Consider the following 26701-nt stretch of genomic DNA (forward strand, 5'->3'; position numbering starts at 1 on the left):
TCTTGACCCCCAGTCCCGCCCGTGGCACCTGACGCCACCGGAAATAAGCAAATAGCGACCAGTCCCATGACCGCCACGACCCTGCCAGATCACATGAACCCGAAGCGCTCGTTCCAGGCGCTGATCCTGACCTTGCATGCCTATTGGGCTGACAAGGGATGTGCGGTCCTGCAGCCATACGACATGGAAGTCGGTGCCGGCACGTTCCATCCGGCCACAACGCTGCGCGCGCTTGGTCCGAAGCCTTGGAAAGCTGCCTATGTGCAGCCCTCGCGTCGCCCGTCCGATGGTCGCTACGGCGAAAATCCCAACCGGTTGCAGCACTATTACCAGTATCAGGTCATCCTGAAGCCGAACCCGTCCAACCTGCAGGAACTCTATCTCGGCTCGCTGGCCGCGATCGGTCTTGATCCGCTTCTGCACGATGTGCGCTTTGTCGAGGACGACTGGGAAAGCCCGACGCTCGGCGCCTGGGGTCTCGGCTGGGAATGCTGGTGCGACGGCATGGAAGTCTCGCAGTTCACATACTTCCAACAGGTCTGCGGCATCGAATGCTCGCCGGTCGCCGGCGAACTGACCTACGGTCTCGAGCGGCTGGCCATGTATGTCCAGGGCGTCGACAACGTCTATGACCTGAATTTCAACGGCCGCGAAGGCGAAGAGAAGATCTCCTACGGCGATGTCTTCCTGCAGGCAGAGCAGGAATATTCCCGCCACAACTTCGAATTCGCCAACACCGAAATGCTGCACCGTCACTTCATCGATGCCGAAAAGGAATGCCAGGCGCTGCTCGCTTTCGGCGCGCCGGGGGATCAGGCGAACCAGATGCTGCACAAATGCGTCTTCCCGGCCTATGACCAGTGCATCAAGGCATCCCACGTGTTCAACCTGCTGGATGCCCGCGGCGTGATTTCGGTCACCGAACGCCAGAGCTATATCCTGCGGGTGCGCACACTGGCCAAGGCCTGCGGCGAAGCCTTCCTGCTGACGGATGCCGGCGGCGCCAAACTCGGCCGGGAAGCTGCCTAGAGCGTTTCCGGGCTAACCCACCGATTTCCAGTGACAATTCATTGAACCCGACTTAGTCTCCGCCCGGCTATTATTATCCGGGGGAGTTCTCGTCATGTATATCGCGCTCGGCATTCTTGCCCTCGTGGCTGTCTATCTCGTCGTCATCTATAACGGCCTCGTCAAGGCGCGACAGATGGCCGAGGAAGCCTGGTCCGGCATCGACGTGCAGCTGAAGCGTCGCGCCGATCTGATCCCCAACCTGATCGAGACCGTCAAGGGCTACGCGGCCCACGAAAAGGGCACGTTCGAAGAGGTGGTGCGGCTGCGCAACCAGGCGCAGGCGGTGCCGGCCGGCGATGTCGCGGGCCGTGCCCAGGCCGAAGGCATGCTTTCCCAGGCGCTCGGAAAACTGTTTGCGCTGGCGGAAGCCTATCCGGACCTCAAGGCCAACCAGAATTTCTCCGAACTGCAGGCATCGCTCGAAACCATCGAAAGCGAGATCCAGATGTCGCGCCGCTATTACAACGGTGCTGCGCGCGAACTGAACGTCAAGGTGGAAACCTTTCCTAACAACCTTGTTGCCGGCCAGTTCGGCTTCTCCAAGCGCGAATACTTCGAGATCACCAACGAAGCCGATCGCGCCGTTCCCACCGTGAAATTCTGATCGGAACCGGCTAATGGTTCGCCGCCTTCTTCTCGCTGTTGTGCTTGTCTGCGCGGCATGGCTTCCGGCCGCTGCCGAAGAGTATATCCGCAGCTACCATTCCGAAATCGCAGTCGCGCCGGATGGCGAGCTGACGGTGACCGAGACGATCGTCGCCAGGTCGGAAGGCAACCGCATCCGCCGCGGCATCTTCCGCGATTTTCCGCTGACCATGGTTGATGCCGAGGGACGCACGGTTCGCGTCGGCTTCGATATCGTCTCCGTCACCCGCGATGGCCGCGATGAGCCCTACCGCACCGAGACGATCGCCGGCGGTATCCGCATCTATTCCGGAGACCAGGACGTTTTCCTGCGTGATGGCGAGCATACATTCGTGCTCACCTACAAAACAGACCGGCAGATCCGCTACTTTGCCGATCACGACGAACTCTACTGGAACGTCACCGGCAACGGCTGGGATTTCCGCATCGCCCAGGCCTCGGCCAGGGTCACGCTGCCGGATGGCGGGCAGGTGCAGCAGACGGCGGCCTTTACCGGCCCGCTCGGCTCGACCGCCCGCAATGCCCGCATGCAGGCAAACGGCGACAGTGCTGTCTTCTCGACGACGCGACCGCTCGGACCGCAGGAAGGGCTGACGATCGTTGCCGGCTTTCCGAAGGGCGTCGTGGCCGTACCCTCAAAGGATCAGGAACGCAGCTGGTGGCTGCGCGATCATATGGGCACGCTGATCGCCGGCGCCGGTCTCGTCATCGTGCTGGCCTATTACTTCGCCGTCTGGAAACGCGTCGGCCGCGATCCGGCCCGCGGCATCGTCGTTCCGCGCTGGGATGCGCCCGATGGCCTGTCCCCGGCGCTGGTCAACTATATCGACAACAAGGGCTTTTCCGGTGGCGGCTGGACCGCCTTTGCGGCGAGCGCCATCGATCTTGCCGTCAAGGGCTATGTCGTGCTCGATGATCTCTCAAAGCAGATCGTCATCAGGCGCACCGACAAGGGGAGCGGTCGCGATCTGCCCGCCGGGCAGTCCGTCATTCTCTCGGCAGTCGGCGGCAAGGGTGAAAGCTTCGTCATCGACAAGAACAACGGCACCACTGTGCAGACCGTCGGCAAGAATTTCCGGCAGGCGATCGAACGCGAACATCGCGGCAAATATTACAACGCCAACTGGGGCTATGTGCTCGGCGGCATCGGCCTCAGCGTCGTCTTTCTCATAGCCCTGCTTGTGTTCGGCAATCTGGAACCGGACATGATCGCCGTGCTGATCGTGCCGGTCTTCGTGGCCGTCTTCTTCGGCTTCATCGCGGTCGGCTTCGGCAAGAAGCTGCGGCGAGGCTCGTCGCTGTTTGGCCGCATCATGACCGTGGTCGTGCTCGGCTTTATCGGCCTCGTCGCCCTCTCGATCGTCTCCTCCGTCCTGGTGGCGCTCGTTTCCGAACTCACCGGCACCGATCACTGGCCGCTGCTCGTCTCGGTCGGCGGCATCGTCCTCGCCAACGTCATGTTCTTCTTCCTGATGGGCGCACCAACACCGCTCGGCGCCAAGCTGATGGACGGGATCGAAGGCCTGCGCCTCTATCTGACCGTTGCGGAGAAGGACCGCATGAACATGGCCGGCGCCCCTCAAATGTCGCCGCAGCATTTCGAAAAGCTTCTGCCCTATGCGGTAGCGCTCGGCGTCGAGAAGCCGTGGAGCCAGGCATTCGACACCTGGCTTGCGGCAGCCGGCCTCGGTGCCGCCTACACCGCCGCCTGGTACCACGGCGGCGGCTTCGACAGTTTCGGCGACCGCATCGGCGGCTTCTCCTCCTCCATGGCCTCGACCATCTCCTCGACCCTGCCACAACCCAAATCCTCCTCTTCCTCAGGCTTCTCCAGCGGCGGCTCCTCGGGCGGCGGCGGCGGTGGAGGCGGGGGAGGCGGCTGGTAAGCGCGACCCGTCGATGATTGTATCATGGCATGATACAGAAAGGTCTGCGACGTGATACGATCCTTCGGCAATGCGATGACCGAAGCGGTTGCCAACGGCAAACTGCCGAAAGGATTTCCGTCGGATATCGCGCGGCGCGCTGTTCGAAAGCTGACCATGATCGAGAACGCCGTGGAACTCATCGACCTTCGCTCGCCACCGGGTAATCACCTGGAAGCCTTGAGGGGAGATCGCTCGGGCCAGCATTCGATCCGCATCAACGATCAGTGGCGCGTGTGCTTTACGTGGTCGGATGGCGGCGCCGAACAGGTCTAGATCGTCGATTATCATTGAGGGAGAACAGTCATGGCAAGTGTCCTTCCACCGGTGCATCCGGGTGAAATCCTCCGCGAGGAATATCTCGTTCCCTTGCGGATGAGCGCCAGTGCGCTGTCTAAGAAACTCAACGTTCCCCGCACACGGATTGAGCGACTGGCCGCAGAGCAGACGGCAGTGACGCCAGATACGGCCCTCAGGCTCGCGCGCTTCTTCAATACGACGCCCGAATTCTGGATGAACCTGCAGATCAGCTACGACCTGAAGATCGAGATTGCGGCAAAGAAGGATGAGATCGCGGCGATCCCCGTCATGAGTGCTGCCTAAGCATCGACAGACTTTCACCAACCCAAGTGATGACTTTTGCCGGCGGGCTTGCTAAGTCCGCCGCGACGTTATTTTCCAGCGCAAAGACATGAAACCATGCCCGATCTGCTCCTAGAACTCCGCTCCGAGGAAATTCCGGCCCGCATGCAGCGCAAGGCTGCCGGCGATCTGAGGAAACTCGTTACCGATGCGCTGGTGGATGCGGGCCTGACCTATGAGGGCGTTCGTGAATACTGGACGCCGCGGCGCCTCACGCTGGATATCCGCGGTCTCAACGCGCGCTCGGCCGATCAGCGCCAGGAGATCAAGGGCCCATCCACCAAGGCGCCGGAACAGGCGATCGCCGGCTTCCTGCGCAAGGCAGGCCTTGCCGATATCTCGCAAGCCCAGGTCGCCAGCGACCCGAAAAAGGGCGATTTCTACGTGGCCGTCGTCTCAAAGCCCGGCCGTGCGGCGGAAGAGATCATCGAAGCGGTCATGCCCGGCATCATCCGCTCCTTCCCCTGGCCGAAATCCATGCGCTGGGGTGCTGCCTCCATGCCGAAGGGTTTGAGCTTCGCCGGCATCGAGGGCAAGGGGCCTGAAAGCCTGCGCTGGGTTCGCCCGCTGCAGTCGATCGTCTGCATGTTCGGCACCGAGCATGAAGAAACCAAGGTCATTCCGTTCCAGATCGACGGCATCACCGCCGGCAACATCACCTATGGCCACCGCTTCCATGCGCCTGACGCCATCACCGTGCGCCGCTTCGACGACTATGTGTCGAACCTCGAAAAGGCAAAGGTCATGCTCGATGCGGACCGCCGCAAGGACATGATCCTGCACGATGCCCGCGACATCGCCTTCGCCAACGGTCTCGACCTTGTCGAGGACGAAGGCCTGCTGGAGGAAGTCTCCGGCCTCGTGGAATGGCCGCATGTCCTGCTCGGCACGTTCGAGCAAGACTATCTGGAAATCCCGGCCGAGATCATCCGTCTCACCATCAAGACAAACCAGAAATGCTTCGTCACCCGTCGTCAGGGTGCTGACGATGGCAGCCTGTCCAACCACTTCATCCTCATCTCGAATCTCGAGGCCAAGGATGGCGGCAAGGAAATCGTTCACGGCAACGGCAAGGTCGTGCGCGCGCGCCTCTCCGACGCCCGCCATTTCTGGACCCGCGACCAGGGCGACCTGCCTGATCTCGCGACGCTGGAAGCGTCGGCCCAAAAATTCGGCCTCGATCTCAAGAAGCCGCTCGACCAGCGCATGGCAAAGCTCGATGCGCTTAACGTCACCTTCCACGCCAAGCTCGGCAGCCAGGGAGAACGCGTCACCCGCATCCGCGCACTGGCAAAGGAACTGGCACCGATCACCGGCGCCGATCCGGTTCTGGTCGATCGTGCCGCCGTGCTCGCCAAGGCGGACCTGCGCACCGAAGCCGTCGGCGAATTCCCGGAACTGCAGGGCCTGATGGGCCGCCGCTACGCCGTGCTGCAGGGCGAGGATGCATCGGTCGCCGCCGCCATCGAGGACCACTGGAAGCCGAACGGCCCCTCCGACCGCCTGCCGGAAGACAAGGTCGGCCTGACGCTGGCGCTCGCCGACAAGCTGGATACGCTCGTCGGCTTCTGGGCCATCGACGAAAAGCCGACCGGCTCCAAGGACCCCTATGCGCTGCGCCGTGCAGCGCTGGGTGTCGTGCGGATTTTGCTGGAGCGGAAGGTGCGGTTGCCGTTGCTTGCGGTCACCAAGGATTCAGATCTCCTCTCCTTCTTCCACGACCGCCTCAAAGTCTATCTGCGCGATCTCGGCGCCCGTCATGACATCATCGATGCGGTGCTGACGCCGGACGCTGACGATCTGCTGCTCGTGGCCCGTCGTGCGGAAGCGCTGACCGCCTTCATCACCTCCGAGGACGGTAAGAACCTGCTTGCCGGCACCAAGCGCGCCACCCAGCTGCTGGCCGCAGAGGAGAAGAAGGGTACCGTCGTTGCCAATGGCGTTTCGGAAGCTCTCCTGACGCTCGATGCCGAAAAGGCGCTCTGGGCAGCGATTTCGCAAGCCTCGAAGGAAGCCTCGGACGCAGTTGCCAAGGAAGATTTCCGCTCGGCCATGGAAGCCCTGTCGAAGCTGCGCGCTCCGGTCGATACGTTCTTCGGCGACATCCTCGTCAATGACGAGGATGCCGCAATCCGCGCCAACCGTCTCGCTCTCCTGAAGGCGATCCGGGAGGCGACAGCCACGGTTGCGGACTTCTCCCGCATCGTGTCCTAACCTTTGTTCTCCATCGGCTCCGTGCTATCTTCATAGCGTGGAGCCGATAGGACAACGCCCATGAACAAGCCCGTGCAGATCACCCTTGGCGAACCCTTCGCAGACTTCGTCCCCATGCTGCACGAAAAGGCCGACGCCCTCCGGCATCTCGATCCATCCGCATGACACGACAAAAGATCCTCATCAGCGCCTGCCTTCTCGGCCATGCCGTCCGTTATGATGGCACGGGCAAGCCGCTCGTTCATCCGGCGATCGAGCGGTGGCGGGAGGAGGGGCGTCTGGTGACGATCTGTCCGGAGCTCGCGGGCGGCATGAGCGTGCCGCGTCCGCCAGCCGAGATCGAGAATGGCATGACGGGCGAGGACGTGCTCGCCGGTTGCGCCCGCGTGCTCGAAATCACCGGCGGCGACGTGACGGCGGAGTTTGTGGCCGGTGCCCGCCGCACGCTTGAGTTCGCCATCCAGAACGGTTGTACCTACGCATTGCTGATCGACGGCAGCCCGTCCTGTGGCTCGGGCATGATCTACGACGGGTCGTTTTCCGGTCGAAAGCACGCCGGCACCGGCGTCACCGCAGCGCTGCTTATCTCTGCGGGAATAGAGGTGTTTTCCCATATCGAGATCGACCGTCTCGCGGCACGGGTCTGATCCGTCCCGATCGGGGATCGCAGTACATCCCGTTCATCCTTCGGAAACTTAAAGCATATGCGGTTTCGCTAACCATTCAAAACGGCAGGTTTTCCTTAACCGCGATTTTTAAGCAGTCTCGAACAACGCCCGCCTATTGTGACCCTATCAGAGGACAAAAGTCCCGCAGAGAAACGAAGCCGGAAACACCGGAAACGGCTCTCAGGTAAAACAAGGGTAGCACAACCGATGACGAATACCGTTCTGAAGCCCGTCTGGGCAGGGTCGACATTGAGGATCGATCCGTCACGTTTTCCGCAGCAGGTCACCTATGCGATGAACGAGACGTCAGGAGATGTAACAATCACCATCGACGAGCGCGGAGCTGTTCTGCGCAAGATCCTGCCGGAAAGCGGTCTGCCGCTTTCCTTCGCTCTCCCGGCCCGCGCCTTCAGGGGTGTGGCCGCCCGCGCCATCGATCATGGCGATGGCGACGTCACTGTCACGCTTGAACTGCATCACGATGATCCGGATCTCTGCATCCCGCTTCTCGTTGCCCACGATCTCTGCGATATCGCCGCAGACTGGCGCACCTGGTCGGATGCATTCCGCATTCCGATGCTGATGGTCGAAGCCGATGGCATTGCCCGCCCGCTGGAAAACCACCTCGGCGACATTCGCACCGCCGCCACCAAGCCGCGCCGCCGCCATTCCTATTTCGCAGAGCGCCGCCCGCGTTTCCTGGTGCGCCGCGCAACCGGCAGCCTCGGTGTTATCATGAAGATCGAAGGCAAGGAAATCATCGCGCGGCGTTAGGAGACACTCTCTTAAGAACCACCGCCCGCGAAAATGCGAAGCCCGGCCGAACAGCCGGGCTTTTCCATGTTTACAATATGAGGCCCAAAATCAGTCCGCCGAACAGGACGGCGCCGACTTGTGTATTGAACTTGAACAGTTTGAGGCACTGGTCGGGATTGTCGATATCGATGATCAGGATCTGCCAGGCGAGCATGACGGTCGCGGCGATCAATCCGACATAGGCGAAGAAACCCGCATCGCCGGCAATGTAGGAAAACAGCAGAAACACCAGCGTCAGCCCGTAAAGCCCGATCAGCCAGGCCTTGGTGTTGTCCCCGAACAGTCTTGCCGTGGAGCGCACGCCGACCAGAGCGTCGTCCTCCTTGTCCTGATGGGCATAGATTGTGTCGTAACCGATCGTCCAGGCAACGGCTGCCGCATAAAGCCAGATCGGCGCCCAGGAAAGGCTGCCGAACACGCCGGCCCAGCCCATCAGCGCACCCCAGGAAAACGCCAGTCCCAGAAAGAACTGCGGCCAGTCGGTGAACCGCTTGGCAAACGGATAGATCGCGACAACCAGAAGCGACGCGATGCCGAGCAGGATGGAAAACGTATTGAACTGCAACAACACGACAAGCCCGACCAGCGCCTGAACCGCCAAAAACACCTTCGCCTCGAAGCGGGACACCCGGCCGGAGGGCAGCGGCCGCGAGCGGGTGCGCGCCACCTCATTATCGATCTCGTGATCGATCAGGTCGTTATAGGTGCAGCCGGCGCCGCGCATCGCCACGGCCCCGATGAAGAACAGCACCAGATGCGAGATCAGCTGCCAGGGCTGGAACATGCCTTCGTCCATCGCCGCATTGGCGGCAAGCGCGGCCGACCAGAAACACGGCCACATCAGCAACTGCCAGCCGATCGGCCGGTCCCAGCGCGCCAGCTGCGCGTAGGGCCAGGCGGCGCGCGGCAGCACCTGATAGACGAAATTGTCGGATGGAGCGTCTGAGACGCGGCCGCCGAAAGCATCGGAATTTGGTTTCTCGGTCATGGCCGATGTCATGCCCCCAGTGGTGGAAATCGTCAAGCGGGACGATCCGGACAGGGTGGTGCGACCCGCCGCGAGCCGTCTTTGCCAGCCTATGATCTTCCCCATCGACCCCGCTCAGCACGTCCAGCCTTAGCCTGCAATCTGCTCGAGCGGCATGCGGCCCTGTTCGAATGCGTAGAGCTCGGCCTCCCGCTCATAGATATAGTCGCGATTGTCCGGTACGGCCGTCCGCTTCTTGACGATCTGGATCTGGAAAATGTGAAAGGCCTCATGGGTGAAGGCCATTTCCGACGCGGCCAGATAAAACTCCCACATTCTCGCGAAGCGTTCGTCATAGAGCGCGATTGCCTTGTCCCGGTTCGCCATGAAGCGCTCGCGCCAGTGCCGCAGCGTATAAGCGTAGTGCATCGGCAGGATCTCGATGTCGGAAACCAGAAGTCCCGCTTTCTCGATCGCCGGCAGAACTTCCGAAAGTGAGGGAATGTAGCCACCCGGAAAGATGTATTTGTCCATCCAGGGATTGTTATAGACCGCCGGGTAGGGCTGGCCGATCGAGTGCAGCACCATCACGCCGTCGTCGGACAGCACGTCGGTGACTTTGTTGAAGAACTTTCGGTAGTTCAGCCGTCCCACATGCTCGAACATGCCCACCGAAACGATCCGGTTGTAGCGTTGGTCGGCGGGAAGGTGATAATAGTCCTGCAGCTCGAAGCGCACGCTGCCAGCAAGCCCGCGTCGTGCCGCACGCTCTTTGGAAATCTTCAGCTGTTCGGTGGAAAGCGTGATGCCGGTTACGTCGACGCCGGACGATTCCGCCAGATACATCGCCATGCCGCCCCATCCGGAGCCAATCTCCAGGGCTTTGTGCCCGGGTTCTGCCAGAAGCTTTGCCACGATATGACGCTTCTTGGCGATCTGGGCCTCATCCAGCGAAATATCGGGCGGGTTGAAATAGGCGCAGGAATATTGCCAGTCCTCATCCAGAAACAGCGCGAACAACCGTTCGTCGAGATCGTAATGGTGGGCGACGTTGCGGCGGTTGTGGTTGATCGGGACACGATTGCGAAACTGCGATGCGATTATTCTGCCAAGGCTGCGCATGAGGATCTGGAAGGTCAGTCCTTCCTTCAGCGTGTTGTCCTTGATGAGCGCCAGGAACTCGTAAATGTCGCCCTGTTCGACGATGATCCGGCCGTCCATGTAGAGTTCGCCGAGCTGCAGTTGCGGATCGGAAACCAGCGCCTTTTCGGCCGCTTCATCGGTAAAGCGGATTGCAACGGTCCGTCCGCCGCCGCTGCCGTAATAGGTTTCCCCGCCCGATCCGCGGACGATGAGAGTGCCATTTCTGATGATCTTGGAAAGCAGTCTGTGAAGGGACAAGGTCATGGACCCACTTCCTGAACACGATGGATGCCTTGCTGATCATCAAAATCTACCGTCTTTCAATTCAACTGCAAGAGCAAAAAAACGCAACTGAAAGCACTCCGTCGAGCCAATGCTCAACGGAGTGCTTTCGAGGTTATCCAGGGCGTCGCAGGCTCAGCGGCGCTTCATAGCTTCGGCAAGCGCTGCACCGAACGCGCCCTGAGATGGCTTGCTGTCGGTCTTTGCAAACTTCGGATTGACGGGCTTGTCGCGATCACCGCCGCGGGGGCCCGGAGGCGGGGCTTCGCCGCCGTCCTTGCGCATGCTGAGCGCGATGCGTTTGCGCTTCACATCCACCTCGACGACGCGCACCTTCACCACGTCGCCGGCCTTCACTACCTCGTGCGGGTCTTTCACGAACTTGTCCGCCAGCTGCGAGACATGAACCAGCCCGTCCTGATGCACGCCGATATCGACGAAGGCGCCGAACGCCGCCACGTTGGTCACAGTGCCTTCCAGCTGCATGCCGGGCTTGAGATCGGTGATCTCGTCGATCCCGTCCGCAAAGGTCGCGGTCTTGAAGCTCGGACGCGGATCGCGGCCGGGCTTTTCCAGTTCCGCGATAATGTCCTTGATCGTCGGCAGACCGAACGTGTCGTCGATGAACTGGCGCGGATCGACGGATTTGAGTGCTGCGCTGTCACCCATCAGGGAACGCAGGTCGCGGCCGCAGGCGGCAACGATCTTCTTCGCGACACCATAGGCTTCCGGATGCACGGAAGACGCATCGAGCGGCTCTTTGCCGTTGACGATGCGCAGGAACCCGGCCGCCTGTTCGAACGTGCGGTTGCCAAGCCTTGCGACCTTCAGGAGCTCCCGGCGCGTGGTAAAGGCGCCGTTCTGGTCACGATGCGCAACGATCGCCTCGGCAATCGATTTGCTGAGGCCCGACACGCGCGACAGAAGCGGTGCCGATGCCATGTTGAGATCGACGCCGACGGCATTCACGGCATCTTCCACAACGGCTTCGAGCGAACGCGACAGCTTGTTCTGATCGACATCGTGCTGGTACTGGCCAACGCCGATCGATTTCGGCTCGATCTTGACGAGTTCGGCCAGCGGATCCTGCAGCCTGCGGGCAATCGACACGGCACCGCGCAGCGACACGTCGAGGCCGGGGAACTCGTCTGCTGCCGCCTGGGATGCCGAATAGATCGAAGCGCCTGCCTCAGACACGATCACCTTGGTCGGTTTGGTGCCCGGCAGGTTTGCCAGCATGTCGGCCACCAGCTTTTCCGTCTCGCGGCTGCCGGTGCCGTTGCCGATCGAGATGAGCTCTATCTTGTGTTTGGCGATCAGGCTTGCGAGTTCCGCCTGGGTGCCGCGCACATCGTTGCGGGGCGGGAAGGGGTAGACGGTGGTGGTTTCGAGAAGCTTGCCGGTGGCATCGACGATCGCCACCTTGACGCCGGTGCGGATGCCCGGATCGAGGCCCATCGTCGCGCGCGAACCGGCGGGAGCGGCCAGCAGCAGATCCTTCAGATTGCGGGCAAACACATGGATCGCCTCTTGCTCGGCGCGTTCACGCATCTCCCGCATCAGGTCGAGCGAGAGGGAGACAGAGAGCTTCACTCGCCAGGTCCAGCCGGCGACATCCATCAGCCAGCGGTCGGCGGCACCCTTGTCGCTGATATGGAAAGCAAGCGCGATAATCCGCTGCGCCGGCTTGATCGGGGAGGTGTCGTCTGCATCCACCTCGATCGTCAGCGTCAGGAATTCCTCGTTCCAGCCGCGCAGCATGGCAAGCGCACGGTGTCCCGGCGTGGTGGCCCAGCGCTCCGTATGCTCGAAATAGTCGGAGAACTTGGCGCCGGCCTCCTGCTTGCCGGCGACCACGCGGGCTTTGAGCACGGCGCCGTCGCGCATGTGCTGGCGCAGTCGCTTCAACAGGTCGGCATTTTCCGAGAATGCTTCGGCGACGATATCGCGCGCGCCATCCAGCGCAACCTTCACGTCGGTCACTTCACCCTTGACGAATGTCTCGGCCAGCTTGGCCGGATCGAGCGTGCGGTCGGCCCAGATTGCATCGGCCAGCGGACCAAGACCGCGCTCGCGGGCGATTTCGGCGCGGGTGCGGCGTTTGGGCTTGAAGGGAAGATAGAGGTCTTCGAGTTCGGCCTTTGTCACCGCCTTGCCGATCTTGGCCGCAAGCTCGTCGGTCAGCTTGTCCTGGCCTTTGATCGAATCGACGATCGATGCGCGGCGTGCTTCCAGTTCGCGAAGATAGATCAGCCGTTCGGCAAGGTTGCGCAACTGGGTGTCATCCAGTCCGCCGGTCACTTCCTTTCGGTAGCGCGCGATGAAGGGCACGGTTGCGCCCTCGTCCAGGAGCCCGATTGCGGCAATGGCCTGGTCCGGGCGGGCGTTGATCTCCGCGGCGATCACGGCGGCGAGAAGGCGGTTTTCGACGGCCATGCAAGTCCTCGTTGGATAGGAGGCGAGACCATAGTCAAACTTTGCGGCAAGACAACCGACCATCGGAACGGTTCACAGCTTACCCAGGCAGTCGTCTCGGAATGGGGCGTCATTTACCGGTCGGTAACCGCGAACCGGTGGAAAAAGAGATGACACCTTCTCGCATTGTGCCAGAATCCTATAGTTGCTCCTGCCACATGATTTGGCGTGTAAGGAGGTATGAATGCCTAGCAAAATAGCCCATATACTGGCGTCCGACGATGCCGTTGGCTCCGAAGAACTGGAGGCGGCGATCATCTATCTCGACGAAAAACTGCAGGACGCGGCGCGGCGCAACGAGCCTGTCCCATTTCTGGCCTTTCGTAACAAAGTGATATTCAAAGCAACGTTGAGATTGCGCAGCGACAGTTATCGTCAGCAACCGGACCGGCCGTCTTGAATGCCGCTTTTGCCGGCGAGACTTGACCTTTTCCGTCCCTCGCCTTAACCGCCAGCACAGATGATAAATCGAGGGCGGCAGATGAAGGTTCTTCTTATCGGCACGGGCGGTCGCGAACATGCGCTGGCATGGAAGCTTGCCCAATCACCGAAACTGACGAAACTCTTTGCCGCTCCCGGCAATCCCGGCATGGCCGAAAATGCCGAACTGGTCGCGCTCGATGTCGACGACCACGAGGCGGTCCTTGCATTTTGCCGCAGCGAGGCGATCGATTTCGTGGTCGTCGGCCCGGAAGCGCCGCTGGTCGCCGGCATTGCCGATCGCATCCGGCAGGCGGGCATCGCCGTCTTCGGCCCGTCCGCCGCCGCCGCCCAGCTCGAAGGGTCCAAGGGCTTCACCAAGGATATCTGCGCCCGCTACAATATCCCGACCGGCGCCTATCAGCGCTTTACGGACGGCGCCGCCGCCAAGGCCTATGTCGAGGCGCAGGGTGCGCCGATCGTCGTCAAGGCCGATGGTCTGGCGGCCGGCAAGGGCGTCACCGTCGCCATGACCGTGGAAGAAGCGCTGGCGGCGATCGACGACTGTTTCGATGGCGCCTTCGGGGCCGCCGGTGCCGAGGTCGTGGTCGAAGCCTATCTCGATGGCGAGGAAGCAAGCTTCTTCTGCCTATCCGACGGCAAGACGGCACTGGCGCTTGCCACCGCGCAGGATCACAAGCGAGTCGGCGATGGCGATACCGGCCCCAACACCGGCGGCATGGGTGCCTATTCGCCGGCCCCGGTGATGACGCAAGATATGGTCGAGCGGACGATGAAGGAGATCATCGAGCCGACCATTCGCGGCATGGCGGAAAGCGGCTATCCGTTCACCGGCGTGTTCTTCGCAGGCCTGATGATCACGGCCAAGGGGCCGGAACTGATCGAATACAATGTCCGCTTCGGCGATCCGGAAACCCAGGTTCTGATGATGCGGCTGAAGAGCGATCTCCTGGAGATCCTTTACGCCGCCGCCACCGGCACGCTCGACGAGGTAAAGGCGGAATGGAGCGACGATGTGGCGCTCACCGTCGTCATGGCCTCGAAAGGTTATCCGGCCGCCTATGACAAGGGAACGCCGATCGCCTCGCTGCCATCAGCAGGCGAGGGCGAGAAGATCTTCCATGCCGGCACGGCGATGAAGGATGGCGCGCTGGTCGCAACCGGCGGCCGCGTACTCAACGTCACCGCGACAGGCAGAACGGTTGCGGAAGCCCAGGCAAACGCCTACCGGCTGGTCGACGCGGTGGACTGGGAAAACGGCTTCTGCCGTCGCGACATCGGCTGGCGCGCCATCGAGCGCGAAACCCGTTAGAGACGGTTCAGCAGCCGCGGTTTCGTTCAAAATTTACCAATTCTCCTGACGGGTTGGAAACGAAGCATTGCTATAGGTTGTCGGACCAAACTCGGGAGTCCGGCGATGCATCGCGTTCTGATCACGGCAGCAACGGTAGCCGCAGCACTGCTGGCCGGCGGCGCCCAGGCGTCGTCCGTCACCGCAACCAATGGCAGTCAGAAATCCTCGAGCATCGTATCGTGGCATTGCAGCGACTGCGAGCCTCCGGCCGCAAAGCCCGATCTGTCCAACTACAAGGTTCCGGTCCTCGAGCCCGGCACACAGAAGACCGAGATCATCGAAATCAACGGCGAAAAGCGTCTTGTCCGCACCGAAGCATGGTTCGGCGGATCGCCTGTCGTCTTCGTCGGAAAAGTACCGGCCTGGATGGATGCCGGAAAAACCATTGCGAACGTGCCGGCGCCGACCTCCACCTCGTTCGAAGAGATGATCGAGAATGCGCCACCGCCGCGCGATGGCATCGATCTGGAGGCCACCACGAGCGCTGTTGCGCCAGCCCCTCAAGTTGCGGAAGCCTCGGCGAAACCGATCACTTTCGAAGACTTCAGCCTCAGGCTGAAACGGGCTGAATAAACAGTCAGCAAGTCATTGCAGCCAGTCAATAAAAGGCCGCGCAGTTACTGTGCGGCCATACGTTTTTCTGCGTTATTGTGTGATTAAATAATTATTTATGCATCGCTCATATGGTCGTTGCACTGCAATCATTGCAGACGACATGGTGCAGAATGTGCCGCCTCCCACAAACATCATTTTTCCCAAGGTGCGGCCTGCGCGGTCGCTGCCGGTCACAGGTGAGCGGACCATGAAGAACCTCAAAATCTCCCACCAGCTGCTGCTGCTCGTGCTTTTGCTGATCGCCGGCTTTGCCGCTGCCACATACATGCAGCTGCGCACGTCCACCCAGGCGATCTACGCCGAACGTTACGGCATGCTGCGCACGCAGGTGGAATCTGGCATCGGTATCTTCAAGCGTTTCCAGGCTCTCGAGGCCTCCGGTGCGATGGGTCGCGAAGAGGCGCAGAAGCGGGCGTTCGAAGCCGTGTCGGCCATGACCTTCACCCCGGACGGCTACCTCTTTGCCTATGACTACGATGTGAACATGCGTGTCCATCCGGATCCCAAGCGGCTCGGCCAGAGTTTCAAGGGCAAGCCGGACAGCCAGGGCTTCATGTACCGTGACGAACTGGTCAAGATCGGCCGCGCCGGTGGCGGCACCGTCGATTTTCTCGGTCCCAAGCCTGGTCAGGAAGGCGATACCTTCCTGAAGAGCTCCTACGCGCTCGCCTTCGAGCCCTGGCAGCTGGTTCTCGTCACCGGCGTCTACGTCGACGATCTCCAGGCGCAGATCCGCAGCGAAGTCTTCAAGGCGCTGTCCTTCGGCTTCGTCATCCTGGTCCTTGGCTCGCTGCTGGCCTTCGTCGTGATCCGCAACATCTCCGGTCCGCTCGGTGCGATCCGTCAGGCGCTGAACGCCGTCGCCGACGAAGACGTGACGATGCAGATCCCGCACACGGACATGAAAAACGAAGTCGGCCTGATGGCCCGTGCAACGCAGGCGCTGCAGCAAAAGGTGCGCGAGCGCCATGCCATGCAGGAAAGCCAGCAGCGCCAGCAGGAGGAGCTCGACGGCGAACGCCAGCACAATCTCGACATGCAGCGCGACGAAGCAGCGCTTCAAGCCCGCGTCGTCTCGACGATCGGCTCGGCGCTCGAACAGCTCGCCAAGGGTGATCTGACGGTTCGATGCGGCGATCTGGGCACCCGTTACGCCGGCCTGCGCGACAACTTCGACGAGGCGCTCGGCCATCTCGAAGCGGCGATGTCCAAGGTCAACGACAAGGGCATCGATATCGGCGGCTCGAAAGAAGAAATCCGCCGTGCTTCCAACGAACTGTCGCAGCGGACCGAACGCCAGGCGGCCAACCTCGAGGAAACATCCGCCGCACTTGACGAACTGACCGTCGCTGTTCGCCAGACCGCCGACGGTGCACGCGACGCCGCCCGGCGCGTCACGGCTGTCAGCACCGAAGCCAATCGCAGCGACGCCGTCGTCGAGGAAGCAATCGGCGCCATGAGCGGCATCGAACAGTCCTCGGCGGAAATCACCAAGATCATCGGCGTCATCGACGAGATCGCCTTCCAGACCAACCTTCTGGCCCTCAATGCCGGTGTCGAAGCGGCCCGCGCCGGCGAAAGCGGCAAGGGTTTTGCCGTCGTCGCCCAGGAAGTGCGCGAACTGGCCCAGCGTTCGGCCGCCGCCGCCAAGGAGATCAAGGAACAGATCTCCCGCTCGTCCGGCCAGGTCGCAAACGGCGTCCGCCTCGTCGGCGAGGCCGGCCAGGCCCTGAAGCGGATTTCCGATCAGGTGAAGTCGGCAAGCGACATCGTCGGCCGCATCGCCCATTCGGCAGCCGAACAGGATACGACGCTGCGCTCGATCTCCTCGTCGCTCAACATGCTCGACCAGGCCACCCAGCACAATGCCGCGATGGCCGAAGAGACCACGGCCTCCGCCGAGGCTTTGTCTGCCGATACGGAAGAACTGCTCAACCTCATTCGCAGCTTCCGCGTCAGCGGCACCGGGCGTCAGCCGGGCTCTCTGCAGGGCATGGGTGAACGGATGCGCCGGGCGGGCTGATCGCTCAGTCGGCCTTGTCGCTACCGGCGGCCCGGAATTGCGGGTCCGTCACACAATCAAGCCAATCGAGGTCGGGTTGCACTGCAGCCCGACTTTTTGCTTCCATATCCCTGTAGCGGCCAAGAAGCTGCTGGCCGAATTCGGTCAGCCCCGCACCGCCGCCAGACTTGCCGCCATGCCGGGTCGAGATCGAGGGCTCCAGAAACATCCGGTTGATCTCGTCTGCCAGCAGCCAGGCACGCCGGTAGGACATGCCGATCGCCGCTCCGCCGGCCCGGATCGAACCATGCTCGGCGATCAGTTCGAGAAGCTGCGCCTTGCCGGGCCCCAGCCGGACGCCGTTTTCCAGATCGACGCGGATCGTCATGGTCGGCCGGTCCGGTGCCGGCTTGCTCATGGCAATGCCACGACCTTGCCGGGGTTCATGATACCGGCCGGATCGAAGGCGTGCTTGATGCGCCGCATCAGCTCCATCTCGATCGGCGGGCGGATATGCGCAAGCTCGTCGCGCTTCAGCTGGCCGATCCCGTGTTCGGCGGAAATCGAGCCGCCGGCATCCAGCACGATCCCGTGGACGATCGCATTCACCTCCCGCCAGCGATCGATGAAGGCGGCCTTGTTGCCTCCCATGTCGTTGCTGAGAGGCTGGGAGATGTTGTAATGGATGTTGCCGTCGCCGAGATGGCCGAAGGCGCAGATGCGGGCGCCGGGAACGGCGGCGAGAACCGCCTGCTCGGCTTCCTCCATGAAATGCGGGATCTTCGAGATCGGCACCGAAACATCGTGCTTGATCGATCCGCCCTCGGGCTTCTGCGCATCCGACATGCTTTCGCGCATGTGCCACAGCGCCTTTTGCTGCGCGACCGACGAGGCGATCACCGCGTCGATGACCAGTCCGGCCTCGAACCCCTGTTCCAGCAGCGCCTGCACCATCGTGTCGGCGGTTTCGGCAGCGTCCGATGTCGAGATATCGATCAGCGCATACCATGGATAGGGCTGAGACAGCGGGTCGCGCACGCCGTCGATATGCCGCGTCGTGAACTCGATGCCGATCCGCGGCATCAGCTCGAACCCGGTCAGCGCCGTGCCGCAAAGGTTCGATGCCTTTTGAAACAGCAAGAGCGCATCGGCGGGCGAGGCGAGGCCGGCAAGCGCCACCTGGTGTCCGACCGGTCGCGGATAGAGTTTCAGCACCGCGCCGGTGATGATCCCGAGCGTGCCTTCGGCGCCGATGAACAGGTCGCGAAGGTCGTAGCCGGTATTGTCCTTCTTCAGCTTGCGCAGGCCGTCCCAGATCTCGCCGGTCGGAAGCACCACTTCGAGCCCGAGGCAGAGCTGGCGCATGTTGCCATAGGCAAGCACGGCCGTGCCGCCGGCATTGGTGGAAAGGTTGCCGCCGATCCGGCATGAGCCTTCCGACCCGAGCGACAGCGGAAACAGCCGGTTGACCTCCTCCGCCGCCTTCTGCACTTCGGCAAGAATGACGCCGCCATCGACAACGATCACATTTGCCATCTGGTCGATCTCGCGGATGCGGTTCATCCGTTCCAGCGAGATGATGATGTCGGATCCGCCGCTGCGTGGCGTCTGGCCACCGACAAGACCCGTGTTTCCGGTCTGCGGCACGACGGCCGTCCCGGTCTCGCTGGCAAGCTTCAGGATCGCCGACACTTCCTGCGTCGAGCCTGGCTTGAGAAGGAGAGGGGATGCGCCCCTGTAGAGCCCGCGGTTTTCGACGAGATGCGGCGCAAGCTCCACTGGATCGCTGACCGCGTGCGCAGCGCCGACGATCGCCGTAAACCGGGCAAGTAGATCCGGGGAAGGGAGGGGCATGTCCATGGCGTCTTCTCCTGGGCTTGTGTCTTTTTTATTCGCGCGGGGCTGCCGCTCGGACCAGCCGGTCGTTGATGGCTTCGCCAAGCCCGGTATCGGGAATGGCGGTGACTGCAATGCGCGTCGCCCCAACCGCATCGGCTTTCTTCAGATAATCGAACAGATTGGCGGCTGCCTCGGCAAGATCGCCGGAGGGGCTGAGGTCGAACACTGCCTTCGCCTGCTCGATGCCCTCGATCGGATCCGATCCCAGCCGGATCAACGCCTCGCCCGGCGCCACATGGGTCGCATTCAACCGCACGGCTGCCGATGGCGCATAATGCGAGGCGAGCATGCCGGGCGCTTCGATGATCGCTGCCGGTCCTTCCGGACGAATGACAGCGCGACCAATCAGCGCCTCGATCTCCTCGGCCGCCACGCCACCCGGACGCAGAAGCCGGACCGTTTCGCCCTCGACGCGGATGATGGTCGATTCGACGCCGACCGATGACGCGCCGCCATCGAGGATCAGTTTCAGCTTGCTTCCGAGATCACCGGCGACATGACCGGCACTGGTCGGGCTGATCCTGCCGGATGTGTTGGCGCTCGGCGCTGCCAGCGGCCTGCCGAAGGCGCGGATGAGATCGGCGGCGAAACCCATCGGCAGTCGGATGCCGACCGTATCCAAACCGGCCGTTGCGAGCGGGTGGATGCCACTACCAGCAATAAGCGGCAGGATCAGCGTCAGCGGTCCCGGCCAGAAAGCCTCCGCCAGCCGACGCGAGATCGGATCGAACGACGCATAGCGCTCCGCCATCGCGATATCGGCCATATGGCAGATCAGCGGGTTGAAGCGGGGCCGCCCCTTGGTTTCATAGATGCGGGTGATGGCCGAAGGGTTGGTGGCGTCGGCGGCAAGCCCGTACACCGTCTCCGTCGGAATGGCGACCGGAAAGCCTTGCGACAGCACGGCGCACGCCTGGTCAAGCGCGCCGTTCCTGTCCGTCCTGATGTCGATGATCTCTGCCGTCATGTCCCGCTGTGCATAGCGCGGACTGAGACCGCGTTAAAGCGATTTGATGATGGCCCGCACCGCATGGTCGGGCGCGCCCAGCATCAGCACGTTCTTCAGCGCTTCCTTCGGGTCGGTGGTCCGGAACAGAAGACCGTTCTTGCGGATGCTGCGGTCGATCTTCATCGACTGATCCGGATCGCTTTCGGTCGCCACCGCGAAATACATGCGGGAATACTGGGTGTTCACCCTCTTGAAGAACTCGTCCTCATCGCCGATCTCGGCCAGGAAATTGGCGATGTAGAAAGACCATTTCACCTTCGCCTTCGGCGAAAACAGGGTGCTTGCGGCGGTAACATGGCAATAGCCGAGATGCGGGGTCTGCTCCAGCGTGCGGTGGAACACCATCTTCGGAAACTGGATCGAGTGATGGAAGCCGTTGATCCGCTGATGCGTGCGTTCGCCGGCGGACTCCAGCTTGAACCCGGTCCGCTCCGCCACTTCGTCATAGGTGAGATAACGGCGTTCCTTGGGAAGCCACAGCGGCTGCGCCCTGGAAATGCGGCCTGTGCGCAGGAACTCCGAATGCCCGATCGCGCTCGTTGGCGCCGAAACCGGCACCGGCGGAATTGGCCGGTTCGCGTCGTAATAGCGTAGCTTTCCGGTCGTCTGCATGCGGCTGGCCCCTTCGCGCAAGAAGAAGTTTAGCCGGAGCGGTTTAACAGCCGGTTTACGTCTCAACGCACCGCGAGAAGCACCCTGTCCCCCACTTGTCAGCGGAAAACCCGAGCCGTCATGTGAGCCATCGTCGTCAATGCGTTTTCCGATGTCGCAATGTCGCCTGTGCGACAGGCAGCGCGAGTGCTTAAATCGGCAAAACTCATGGAGTCGCCTCGGCTAGGGACGGCGTTAAATTGGGAAGCCGGCAGGCGTGACGAGAACCCTCGGCCGATCCGGTGCCAGTCTGGGGACGTGATTGACGACCGATCGCGGTGGACGTTCGGGGTAGGATTGGGGGCAGGAGGTCTGTCCGCATGACCCCCCAAGTCTTTCGCTAGTGGAATTGACGAGGAAGACACGATGGACATTCACAGCCAGGTTCTGCGGCAGCTCAACAATCGCCGCGAAGGCTTCAGCCTCGAACAGCCCTTTTACATTGATCCGGATTACTACAAGCTCGATCTGGAAATGATCTGGTATCGCGACTGGCTTTTCGTCGGTCATGATTGCGAAATCCCGAAGGCCGGCAATTACGTGACGCTGCAGATCGGCGACTATCCCGTCCTGATCCTCCGAACCCGCGAAGGCGAGATCCGCGCTTTCCACAACACCTGTCGCCACCGCGGCCACCGCGTCTGCACCAAGGATAGCGGTTCTGCGACCCGTCTCGTCTGTCCCTATCACCAGTGGACCTACCAGCACGACGGCACGCTGATGTCGGCCCGCCATATGGGCGATGATTTCGACAAGAAGCAGTTCGGCCTGAAGCCTGTTCACTGCGAGTCGGTCGGGGGCTATATCTTCGTCTGCCTAGCCAACGAGGCCCCCGATTTCGCACCCGTCCGTGCCACGATCCACCCGTACATGGCACCGCATCGCCTGGCCGAAACGAAGGTCGCTGCCAAGAACACGATCATCGAAAAGGGCAACTGGAAGCTCGTCTGGGAAAACAACCGCGAGTGCTACCACTGCGCCGCCAATCACCCGGAACTGTGCCGCACCTATCCGGAAGCGCCGACTGCGACCGGCGTGCAGGGCGCCGGCGACGATCCGTTCATTTCCGAGCACTGGCAGCGCTGCGAAGCGGCAAACCTGCCGAGCACGTTCAACATGTCGACGGACGGCCAGTACCGCGTTGCCCGCATGCCGCTGATCGAGGACGCCGAAAGCTACACGATGAATGGCCGGCCGGCAGTCGCAAAGGCGCTGTCGGAAGATGTGACGATCTCCCATATCGGCACCATGCTGATGTTCCACTATCCGACCACCTGGAACCACATGCTGGTCGACCACGCGATCTCCTTCCGCGTCATTCCGCTCGGGCCGGAAGAGACGGCCGTCACCACCACGTGGCTCGTGAACAAGGATGCGGTCGAAGGCGTCGACTACACGGTCGAGGAACTGACCCACGTCTGGAACATGACCAACGACCAGGACCGCCAGATCGTCGAGGAAAATGCCTTCGGCATCCGCTCGCCGGCCTATGAGCCGGGTCCCTATTCGGAAGCGCATGAAGGCGGCGTCATGCAGTTCGTGGAATGGTACGCGAACTTCATGACCAATCGCCTCCAGGGCGACCAGGCCAAGCTCCACGCCGTCGCCTGATCCGGCGAAACCGTGCACGACAAGACAGCCCGTCCGGCATGCCCGGGCGGGCTGATTTCGTTTTTCCCGAACGTCAAAAAATTCCCGTCCGCTTCAGAAGCCACCAGGCGATTGCCGCCGAAAGCACCATGAAACCCAGCGCGAAGGCCGTGCCGTGCAGACCCTCGGCAAATGGCAGCGACGACGTGTTCATGCCGAAAAAGCCCGTGACCAGCGATGGCGGCAGCAGGAAGGCGGTCATGATCGAGAGTATGTAGAGGTGCCGGTTGGTCTCCGATGCCTGTTTGGAATCGATTTCCTCGTGCAGCAGCCGGGCCCGCTCCTGCAGCGCATAGACGTCGTGATCGACGGCTTCGAGCCGGCCGATCAGCCTTGAGGCGATATCGTCGAACCCGGGCGGCATATCCTCGTCGTCGGCCGCCGCCGCGCGTCGCATCAGCGACAGGGTCGTGCGCAGGTGCCGGTGCAACCGCACCACCATCCGCCGCACGGGAGCAAGCCGCCGGCGTTCGTCGCGCGGCACGTTGTCATAGACGAAATCCTCGATCAGGTTCAGCTCTTCGGTAAATTCCATCACCATCGCGATCATCGTGCGCTGGAATTCGGCCACCAGCGTCTCGAACAGGTCGAGCGGCCTTTTGTAGCGACCGGCATTCTTCTCGATCGCGGCCCGCACCCGATCGACCGAACGCAGTGGCTGCAGCCGCGTGGTGATGATCACCTTGTCAGAGGCGAAGAAATGCAGCCAGCCGATATCGCGCGTGTCGCTGTCGAACTCCCGCTGGAAATCGATCAGAGTGCCATAGATGGCCTGCTCGTCCAGCGTGATCGACGCATGGGTTTCATGGGTGGTCAGCGCGACCGCTGCGGCCGCCGGCAGGCCTGGAAAATTCTCCAGAAATGCGCCGACCCGCAGATCGGCCAGGTTGAGATGCAGCCACAGGAAACCGGTGTCGATCGCCAGCTCCGACGGCGTCGCCTCCAGCGAAAGCCTTGAGCATGTGCCAGCCTCGCCGGGCCGGAAATGATAGGCCCAGACAAGACCTGGCGTGGCGGAAATAAGCGGAGAATTTATCGGAGGCATGGACTGAAGACCTGCAAGCATGACGCTCCTCATTAGGCGCTATCTGTGACACCTGTTGCAACGGGGATTTTCTCCTGTCCTGACGGACGAACCTCAATGGATCGATTGACAACCGCGTTTACGTTTACGTAAAAAGCCAGTGGGAGTTCGGTGATCGCACCTGCGTCATCGACCGGAAGAATTGTCAATTTGGGAGAAGCGACATGTACAAGGCACCCGTGGAGGAGATTGCCTTCACCTTGAACCATGTGGCGGGTCTTGCCGACGCGCTGGAGATCGGCCGGTTCGGCGACCTCTCCCCCGATCTCGTCGATGCCATCCTGGCAGAAGCCGGTCGCTTTGCCAGCGACGAAATGGCGCCGCTGGGCGATATAGGCGATCGCCAGGGCGCGCGGCTTGAGGACGGCGTGGTGAAGACGCCGGATGGCTGGCCGCAACTTTATCGCCAGTGGCGCGAAGGCGGCTGGAACGGCCTGACGGCACCGGAAGCGTTCGGCGGTCAGGCGCTGCCGCATATGCTCAACGTCGCGACGCTGGAAATGTGGAATTCCGCCTCCATGGCCTTCGCGCTCGCGCCGACCCTCACGATGGGTGCGATCGAGGCGCTCGTTGCCCATGGCAGCGACACGTTGAAAGCCACCTATCTCGAAAAGATGGTCTCGGGCGAATGGACCGGCACGATGAACCTGACGGAGCCGCATGCGGGCTCCGATGTCGGCGCGCTGAAGAGCCGTGCCGAACGCCACACCGATGGCAGCTACCGTGTGTTCGGGCAGAAGATCTATATCACCTGGGGCGAACACGACGCCGCCGACAATATCATCCACCTGGTTCTCGCCCGTCTCCCGGATGCGCCGGCCGGCACCCGCGGGATTTCGCTGTTTCTGGTGCCGAAATTCCTGGTCGCTGACGACGGATCGCTCGGTGAGCGCAACGACGTGATCTGTCATTCGATCGAGCACAAGCTCGGTATCCACGGTTCGCCCACCTGCACGATGATCTATGGCGACGGCAAGTTCGGCGATGGCACCGGCGCGATCGGCTATCTCATCGGGGAAGAAAACCAGGGCCTCGCCTGCATGTTCACGATGATGAACAACGCACGTCTCGCCGTCGGCATGCAGGGTGTCGCGATCGCGGAAGCTGCGACCCAGAAGGCGGTCGCCTACGCGTCCGATCGAACCCAGGGCAGGGCGCCCGGGTCGACTGGTCCGCAGATGAGCCCGATCATTCAGCACCCCGATATCATCCGCACCCTTTTGACCATGAAGGCGCTGACGCAAGGGTCGCGCGCCATCTGCTTTGCCTGCGCCCACGCGATCGACATGTCGCATCACCTCGAAGGCGATCAGGCCACCCATTGGGTCGAGCGTGCCGCACTCCTGACGCCGATTGCCAAATCCTTCGCCACCGATTGCGGTGTCGATGTCGCCTCGCTCGGCATCCAGGTGCATGGCGGCATGGGCTATATCGAGGAGACCGGTGCCGCGCGCTATCTGCGCGATGCCCGCATCGCACCGATCTATGAGGGCACCAACGGCATCCAGGCGATTGATCTCGTGCTGCGCAAACTGCCGCTTTCCAAGGGCGCGCAGGTGCGGACCTTCATCGGTGAACTGCGCGACATCGCGCAGAGAGTCGAAAGCCTCAACGCCCCCGGCTTCGGCAGCACGGCGGAACGGCTGAACGCATCGATCGACGATCTCCAGGTGTCGACCGACTGGCTGCTGGAAGCGCAGGCCTCAGGCCGCGTGGCGGAAGCCCTTGCGGGCGCGACGCCCTACCAGCGTCTGTTCGGCCTCGTTCTGACCGGTGCCTATCTCGCCAAGGGCGCGCTTGTCGCATCGGAAGACGGATCGGGTGAGAAGCGCGTGTCGCTCTGCAGGTTTGCGGCCGAAAACATGCTGTCGGAGACCGCAGCCTTGAAGGACCGCGTCATCGCCGGTGCCGAGAGCCTGGAAGCTGCACGCATCGTGCTTGCCTGAGGAGGAATGCCGTGAGCGACGCGACCCCAACAGCAAATAGCCATGTCCTGATCGAACGCCCTGCCGACTACGAGGGCGTGCTCACGATCCGATTCAACCGGCCGGAAAAGAAGAACGCGATCACCTCGTCCATGTATCACCGCATGACGGCGGCGCTCGCAGATGCCAATACCGACGACACGATCCGCGCGGTCGCCTTTCTCGGCACCGAAGGCTGCTTTTCCGCCGGCAACGACATGGCGGATTTTCTCGCCCACGCGGTCTCAGGCACGGATGAACCACCGGCTGCGGCCCTCTTCATCCGGGCGCTGGCGCTCGCCGAAAAGCCGATGGTATCAGGCGTCGATGGCCTGGCGATCGGCATCGGCACCACGCTCAACCTCCACTGCGACCTGACGATCGCCTCGTCCCGCAGCCTGTTCAAGACACCCTTCGTCGATCTGGCCCTGGTGCCGGAAGCAGCCTCCAGCCTTCTGGCGCCAAGGGTGATGGGCCACCAGCGCGCCTTTGCGATGCTGGTTGCCGGCGAGGGGTTCTCTGCCGATGCCGCCCACGGGGCCGGCCTTGTGTGGAAGGTGGTCGAGCCGCAGGCCGTCGAGGCTGAAACACTGGCGCTCGCCGCTAAACTTTCGGCAAAACCACCGCAGGCCTTAAAAATCGCCCGCGATCTGGTGCGAGGCCCCCGCGACGACGTGCTCGCCCGGATGGACGAGGAACTGACGCATTTCTCTGCCCGGCTGAAAAGCGCCGAAGCTCGCGCCGCTTTCGAGGCCTTCATGCGGCGTTAACGCTGAGTTGCATCAAAGTTCCATCCACGCCGCGCTGCGCCTTCATTCACAAGGCAAGCGTGGCTAGATACTCCTCAAACGAGGAGGACATCATGCGTACAGCCCTGACCGGCCTGCTTTCTCTTGCAACTCTTGGCCTCTCCTGCCTGCCCGCCGATGCTGGCCCGGCATTTGCCGCGTCCGCCAATACAGCGAACGCGCCGATCACCCTGATACAGAGCCAGCAAAGTCTTTCCGAGCAGACGGACCGGCGCGACCGACGCCATCAGCGCTATGTCTGCGTGGTGCAGCCGCGCCAGAGCGACGACCGCAACCGCCCCTATGTCTGCCGCGCCGATGAAGGCCGGGTCGGCGGTACCTGCCGCTGCTCCGGCGTCACGGGCACCGGCAGGCTCGACCTCGACGACTAGAGCA

General features: G+C 62.1%; 24 protein-coding genes. 16 read left to right on the plus strand and 8 right to left on the minus strand.

From position 1 onward, the window contains the following. Positions 1 to 93 precede the first annotated feature (93 nt). The 8 genes from ACQY1K_RS03530 (at position 94) to ACQY1K_RS03565 (ending at position 7939) form a co-directional block, all read left to right on the plus strand. Positions 94 to 1029 carry a glycine--tRNA ligase subunit alpha gene (locus ACQY1K_RS03530; RefSeq protein ID WP_062454837.1) on the plus strand — a complete coding sequence of 312 codons (936 nt, stop codon included), beginning with the start codon at positions 94 to 96 and terminating at the stop codon, positions 1027 to 1029. Positions 1030 to 1123: 94 nt separating this feature from the next. Continuing rightward, positions 1124 to 1675 (plus strand): LemA family protein, encoded by a 552-nt coding sequence (locus ACQY1K_RS03535; protein WP_062453675.1) that lies wholly within the window; start codon positions 1124 to 1126, stop codon positions 1673 to 1675. A gap of 13 nt (positions 1676 to 1688) precedes the next feature. Next, positions 1689 to 3602, plus strand: a complete 1914-nt coding sequence (locus tag ACQY1K_RS03540) for a DUF2207 domain-containing protein (RefSeq protein WP_430258318.1) — start codon at positions 1689 to 1691, stop codon at positions 3600 to 3602. A gap of 51 nt (positions 3603 to 3653) precedes the next feature. Next, positions 3654 to 3917, plus strand: a complete 264-nt coding sequence (locus ACQY1K_RS03545; protein WP_192076508.1) for a type II toxin-antitoxin system RelE/ParE family toxin — start codon at positions 3654 to 3656, stop codon at positions 3915 to 3917. A gap of 30 nt (positions 3918 to 3947) precedes the next feature. Next, positions 3948 to 4244 carry a HigA family addiction module antitoxin gene (locus ACQY1K_RS03550; protein WP_062579372.1) on the plus strand — a complete coding sequence of 99 codons (297 nt, stop codon included), beginning with the start codon at positions 3948 to 3950 and terminating at the stop codon, positions 4242 to 4244. Positions 4245 to 4340: 96 nt separating this feature from the next. After that, positions 4341 to 6497, plus strand: a complete 2157-nt coding sequence (glyS, locus tag ACQY1K_RS03555) for a glycine--tRNA ligase subunit beta (RefSeq protein WP_430258319.1) — start codon at positions 4341 to 4343, stop codon at positions 6495 to 6497. Between the two features lie 161 nt (positions 6498 to 6658). After that, the gene (locus ACQY1K_RS03560; protein WP_430258320.1) at positions 6659 to 7144 is read left to right on the plus strand and encodes a DUF523 domain-containing protein; all 486 of its coding nucleotides are present in this window, start codon (positions 6659 to 6661) and stop codon (positions 7142 to 7144) included. 228 nt (positions 7145 to 7372) lie between these two features. After that, complete coding sequence (locus ACQY1K_RS03565) at positions 7373 to 7939, plus strand: DUF6101 family protein (protein ID WP_430258321.1); 567 nt, start codon at positions 7373 to 7375, stop codon at positions 7937 to 7939. Between the two features lie 70 nt (positions 7940 to 8009). On the opposite strand, the gene ubiA is transcribed toward ACQY1K_RS03565, so the two are convergent. The 3 genes from ubiA to ACQY1K_RS03580 form a co-directional block, all read right to left on the minus strand. Then, positions 8010 to 8969: a 4-hydroxybenzoate octaprenyltransferase gene (gene ubiA / locus ACQY1K_RS03570; RefSeq protein WP_430258322.1), complete on the minus strand. Its 960-nt coding sequence runs from the start codon at positions 8967 to 8969 to the stop codon at positions 8010 to 8012. A gap of 129 nt (positions 8970 to 9098) precedes the next feature. Next, a complete protein-coding gene (locus ACQY1K_RS03575; RefSeq protein WP_113109579.1) occupies positions 9099 to 10355 on the minus strand; it encodes an SAM-dependent methyltransferase in 1257 nt (418 codons plus the stop codon). Positions 10356 to 10508: 153 nt separating this feature from the next. Further along, positions 10509 to 12809 (minus strand): Tex family protein, encoded by a 2301-nt coding sequence (locus ACQY1K_RS03580; protein ID WP_430258323.1) that lies wholly within the window; start codon positions 12807 to 12809, stop codon positions 10509 to 10511. A gap of 223 nt (positions 12810 to 13032) precedes the next feature. Between ACQY1K_RS03580 and ACQY1K_RS03585 the strand changes: the two genes are divergently transcribed. The 4 genes from ACQY1K_RS03585 (at position 13033) to ACQY1K_RS03600 (ending at position 17281) form a co-directional block, all read left to right on the plus strand. Beyond that, complete coding sequence (locus ACQY1K_RS03585; protein WP_092661426.1) at positions 13033 to 13248, plus strand: hypothetical protein; 216 nt, start codon at positions 13033 to 13035, stop codon at positions 13246 to 13248. A gap of 81 nt (positions 13249 to 13329) precedes the next feature. Further along, positions 13330 to 14601 (plus strand): phosphoribosylamine--glycine ligase, encoded by a 1272-nt coding sequence (gene purD, locus ACQY1K_RS03590; protein ID WP_430258324.1) that lies wholly within the window; start codon positions 13330 to 13332, stop codon positions 14599 to 14601. Positions 14602 to 14706: 105 nt separating this feature from the next. After that, entirely contained in the window at positions 14707 to 15216 is a 510-nt protein-coding gene (locus tag ACQY1K_RS03595) for a plant virulence effector HPE1-like domain-containing protein (RefSeq protein WP_062579388.1), read from the plus strand. A gap of 229 nt (positions 15217 to 15445) precedes the next feature. Beyond that, entirely contained in the window at positions 15446 to 17281 is a 1836-nt protein-coding gene (locus ACQY1K_RS03600; RefSeq protein ID WP_430258325.1) for a methyl-accepting chemotaxis protein, read from the plus strand. Between the two features lie 4 nt (positions 17282 to 17285). Here the strand turns inward: ACQY1K_RS03600 and ACQY1K_RS03605 are convergent, their stop codons facing one another. The 4 genes from ACQY1K_RS03605 to ACQY1K_RS03620 are packed head-to-tail and all read right to left on the minus strand — an operon-like array spanning position 17286 to position 20780. After that, complete coding sequence (locus ACQY1K_RS03605; protein WP_430258326.1) at positions 17286 to 17678, minus strand: winged helix-turn-helix domain-containing protein; 393 nt, start codon at positions 17676 to 17678, stop codon at positions 17286 to 17288. After that, positions 17675 to 19120 carry an FAD-binding oxidoreductase gene (locus ACQY1K_RS03610; RefSeq protein WP_430258327.1) on the minus strand — a complete coding sequence of 482 codons (1446 nt, stop codon included), beginning with the start codon at positions 19118 to 19120 and terminating at the stop codon, positions 17675 to 17677. The genes ACQY1K_RS03605 and ACQY1K_RS03610 overlap by 4 nt, the downstream gene beginning before the upstream one ends. Before the next feature lie 28 nt (positions 19121 to 19148). Next, positions 19149 to 20126, minus strand: coding sequence for an L-threonylcarbamoyladenylate synthase (locus ACQY1K_RS03615; RefSeq protein WP_430258328.1), 978 nt, complete (start codon positions 20124 to 20126; stop codon positions 19149 to 19151). A 33-nt stretch (positions 20127 to 20159) separates the two neighbouring features. Next, a complete protein-coding gene (locus ACQY1K_RS03620; RefSeq protein WP_430258329.1) occupies positions 20160 to 20780 on the minus strand; it encodes a DUF6656 family protein in 621 nt (206 codons plus the stop codon). A 405-nt stretch (positions 20781 to 21185) separates the two neighbouring features. On the opposite strand from ACQY1K_RS03620, the gene ACQY1K_RS03625 reads away from it, so the two are divergent. Then, on the plus strand, positions 21186 to 22430 hold the full coding sequence (locus tag ACQY1K_RS03625; RefSeq protein ID WP_430258330.1) for an aromatic ring-hydroxylating oxygenase subunit alpha: 1245 nt from the start codon (positions 21186 to 21188) through the stop codon (positions 22428 to 22430). A gap of 73 nt (positions 22431 to 22503) precedes the next feature. Here ACQY1K_RS03625 and ACQY1K_RS03630 read toward each other — a convergent pair whose 3' ends face one another. After that, the gene (locus tag ACQY1K_RS03630; RefSeq protein WP_430258331.1) at positions 22504 to 23535 is read right to left on the minus strand and encodes a transporter; all 1032 of its coding nucleotides are present in this window, start codon (positions 23533 to 23535) and stop codon (positions 22504 to 22506) included. A gap of 182 nt (positions 23536 to 23717) precedes the next feature. Between ACQY1K_RS03630 and ACQY1K_RS03635 the strand changes: the two genes are divergently transcribed. The 3 genes from ACQY1K_RS03635 (at position 23718) to ACQY1K_RS03645 (ending at position 26697) form a co-directional block, all read left to right on the plus strand. Further along, positions 23718 to 25499, plus strand: a complete 1782-nt coding sequence (locus tag ACQY1K_RS03635) for an acyl-CoA dehydrogenase (protein ID WP_430258332.1) — start codon at positions 23718 to 23720, stop codon at positions 25497 to 25499. 11 nt (positions 25500 to 25510) lie between these two features. Then, on the plus strand, positions 25511 to 26287 hold the full coding sequence (locus ACQY1K_RS03640) for a crotonase/enoyl-CoA hydratase family protein (protein ID WP_430258333.1): 777 nt from the start codon (positions 25511 to 25513) through the stop codon (positions 26285 to 26287). Between the two features lie 92 nt (positions 26288 to 26379). After that, positions 26380 to 26697 (plus strand): hypothetical protein, encoded by a 318-nt coding sequence (locus tag ACQY1K_RS03645; protein ID WP_430258334.1) that lies wholly within the window; start codon positions 26380 to 26382, stop codon positions 26695 to 26697. Positions 26698 to 26701: the final 4 nt, after the last annotated feature.

The organism is Neorhizobium sp. IRS_2294, from assembly GCF_050500145.1.
Taxonomy (GTDB): domain Bacteria; phylum Pseudomonadota; class Alphaproteobacteria; order Rhizobiales; family Rhizobiaceae; genus Neorhizobium; species Neorhizobium soli.

Bases quoted from the DNA above. Each gene is read 5' to 3' on its own strand.
- ACQY1K_RS03630 (WP_430258331.1), bottom strand. From the start codon at position 23,535: ATGCTTGCAGGTCTTCAGTCCATGCCTCCGATAAATTCTCCGCTTATT.
- ACQY1K_RS03535 (WP_062453675.1), top strand. From the start codon at position 1,124: ATGTATATCGCGCTCGGCATTCTTGCCCTCGTGGCTGTCTATCTCGTC.
- ACQY1K_RS03610 (WP_430258327.1), bottom strand. From the start codon at position 19,120: ATGGACATGCCCCTCCCTTCCCCGGATCTACTTGCCCGGTTTACGGCG.
- ACQY1K_RS03620 (WP_430258329.1), bottom strand. From the start codon at position 20,780: ATGCAGACGACCGGAAAGCTACGCTATTACGACGCGAACCGGCCAATT.
- purD (WP_430258324.1), top strand. From the start codon at position 13,330: ATGAAGGTTCTTCTTATCGGCACGGGCGGTCGCGAACATGCGCTGGCA.
- ACQY1K_RS03565 (WP_430258321.1), top strand. From the start codon at position 7,373: ATGACGAATACCGTTCTGAAGCCCGTCTGGGCAGGGTCGACATTGAGG.
- ACQY1K_RS03595 (WP_062579388.1), top strand. From the start codon at position 14,707: ATGCATCGCGTTCTGATCACGGCAGCAACGGTAGCCGCAGCACTGCTG.
- ACQY1K_RS03645 (WP_430258334.1), top strand. From the start codon at position 26,380: ATGCGTACAGCCCTGACCGGCCTGCTTTCTCTTGCAACTCTTGGCCTC.
- ACQY1K_RS03585 (WP_092661426.1), top strand. From the start codon at position 13,033: ATGCCTAGCAAAATAGCCCATATACTGGCGTCCGACGATGCCGTTGGC.
- ACQY1K_RS03540 (WP_430258318.1), top strand. From the start codon at position 1,689: ATGGTTCGCCGCCTTCTTCTCGCTGTTGTGCTTGTCTGCGCGGCATGG.
- ACQY1K_RS03550 (WP_062579372.1), top strand. From the start codon at position 3,948: ATGGCAAGTGTCCTTCCACCGGTGCATCCGGGTGAAATCCTCCGCGAG.
- ACQY1K_RS03635 (WP_430258332.1), top strand. From the start codon at position 23,718: ATGTACAAGGCACCCGTGGAGGAGATTGCCTTCACCTTGAACCATGTG.
- ACQY1K_RS03560 (WP_430258320.1), top strand. From the start codon at position 6,659: ATGACACGACAAAAGATCCTCATCAGCGCCTGCCTTCTCGGCCATGCC.
- glyS (WP_430258319.1), top strand. From the start codon at position 4,341: ATGCCCGATCTGCTCCTAGAACTCCGCTCCGAGGAAATTCCGGCCCGC.
- ubiA (WP_430258322.1), bottom strand. From the start codon at position 8,969: ATGACCGAGAAACCAAATTCCGATGCTTTCGGCGGCCGCGTCTCAGAC.
- ACQY1K_RS03580 (WP_430258323.1), bottom strand. From the start codon at position 12,809: ATGGCCGTCGAAAACCGCCTTCTCGCCGCCGTGATCGCCGCGGAGATC.
- ACQY1K_RS03600 (WP_430258325.1), top strand. From the start codon at position 15,446: ATGAAGAACCTCAAAATCTCCCACCAGCTGCTGCTGCTCGTGCTTTTG.
- ACQY1K_RS03605 (WP_430258326.1), bottom strand. From the start codon at position 17,678: ATGAGCAAGCCGGCACCGGACCGGCCGACCATGACGATCCGCGTCGAT.
- ACQY1K_RS03575 (WP_113109579.1), bottom strand. From the start codon at position 10,355: ATGACCTTGTCCCTTCACAGACTGCTTTCCAAGATCATCAGAAATGGC.
- ACQY1K_RS03530 (WP_062454837.1), top strand. From the start codon at position 94: ATGAACCCGAAGCGCTCGTTCCAGGCGCTGATCCTGACCTTGCATGCC.
- ACQY1K_RS03615 (WP_430258328.1), bottom strand. From the start codon at position 20,126: ATGACGGCAGAGATCATCGACATCAGGACGGACAGGAACGGCGCGCTT.
- ACQY1K_RS03625 (WP_430258330.1), top strand. From the start codon at position 21,186: ATGGACATTCACAGCCAGGTTCTGCGGCAGCTCAACAATCGCCGCGAA.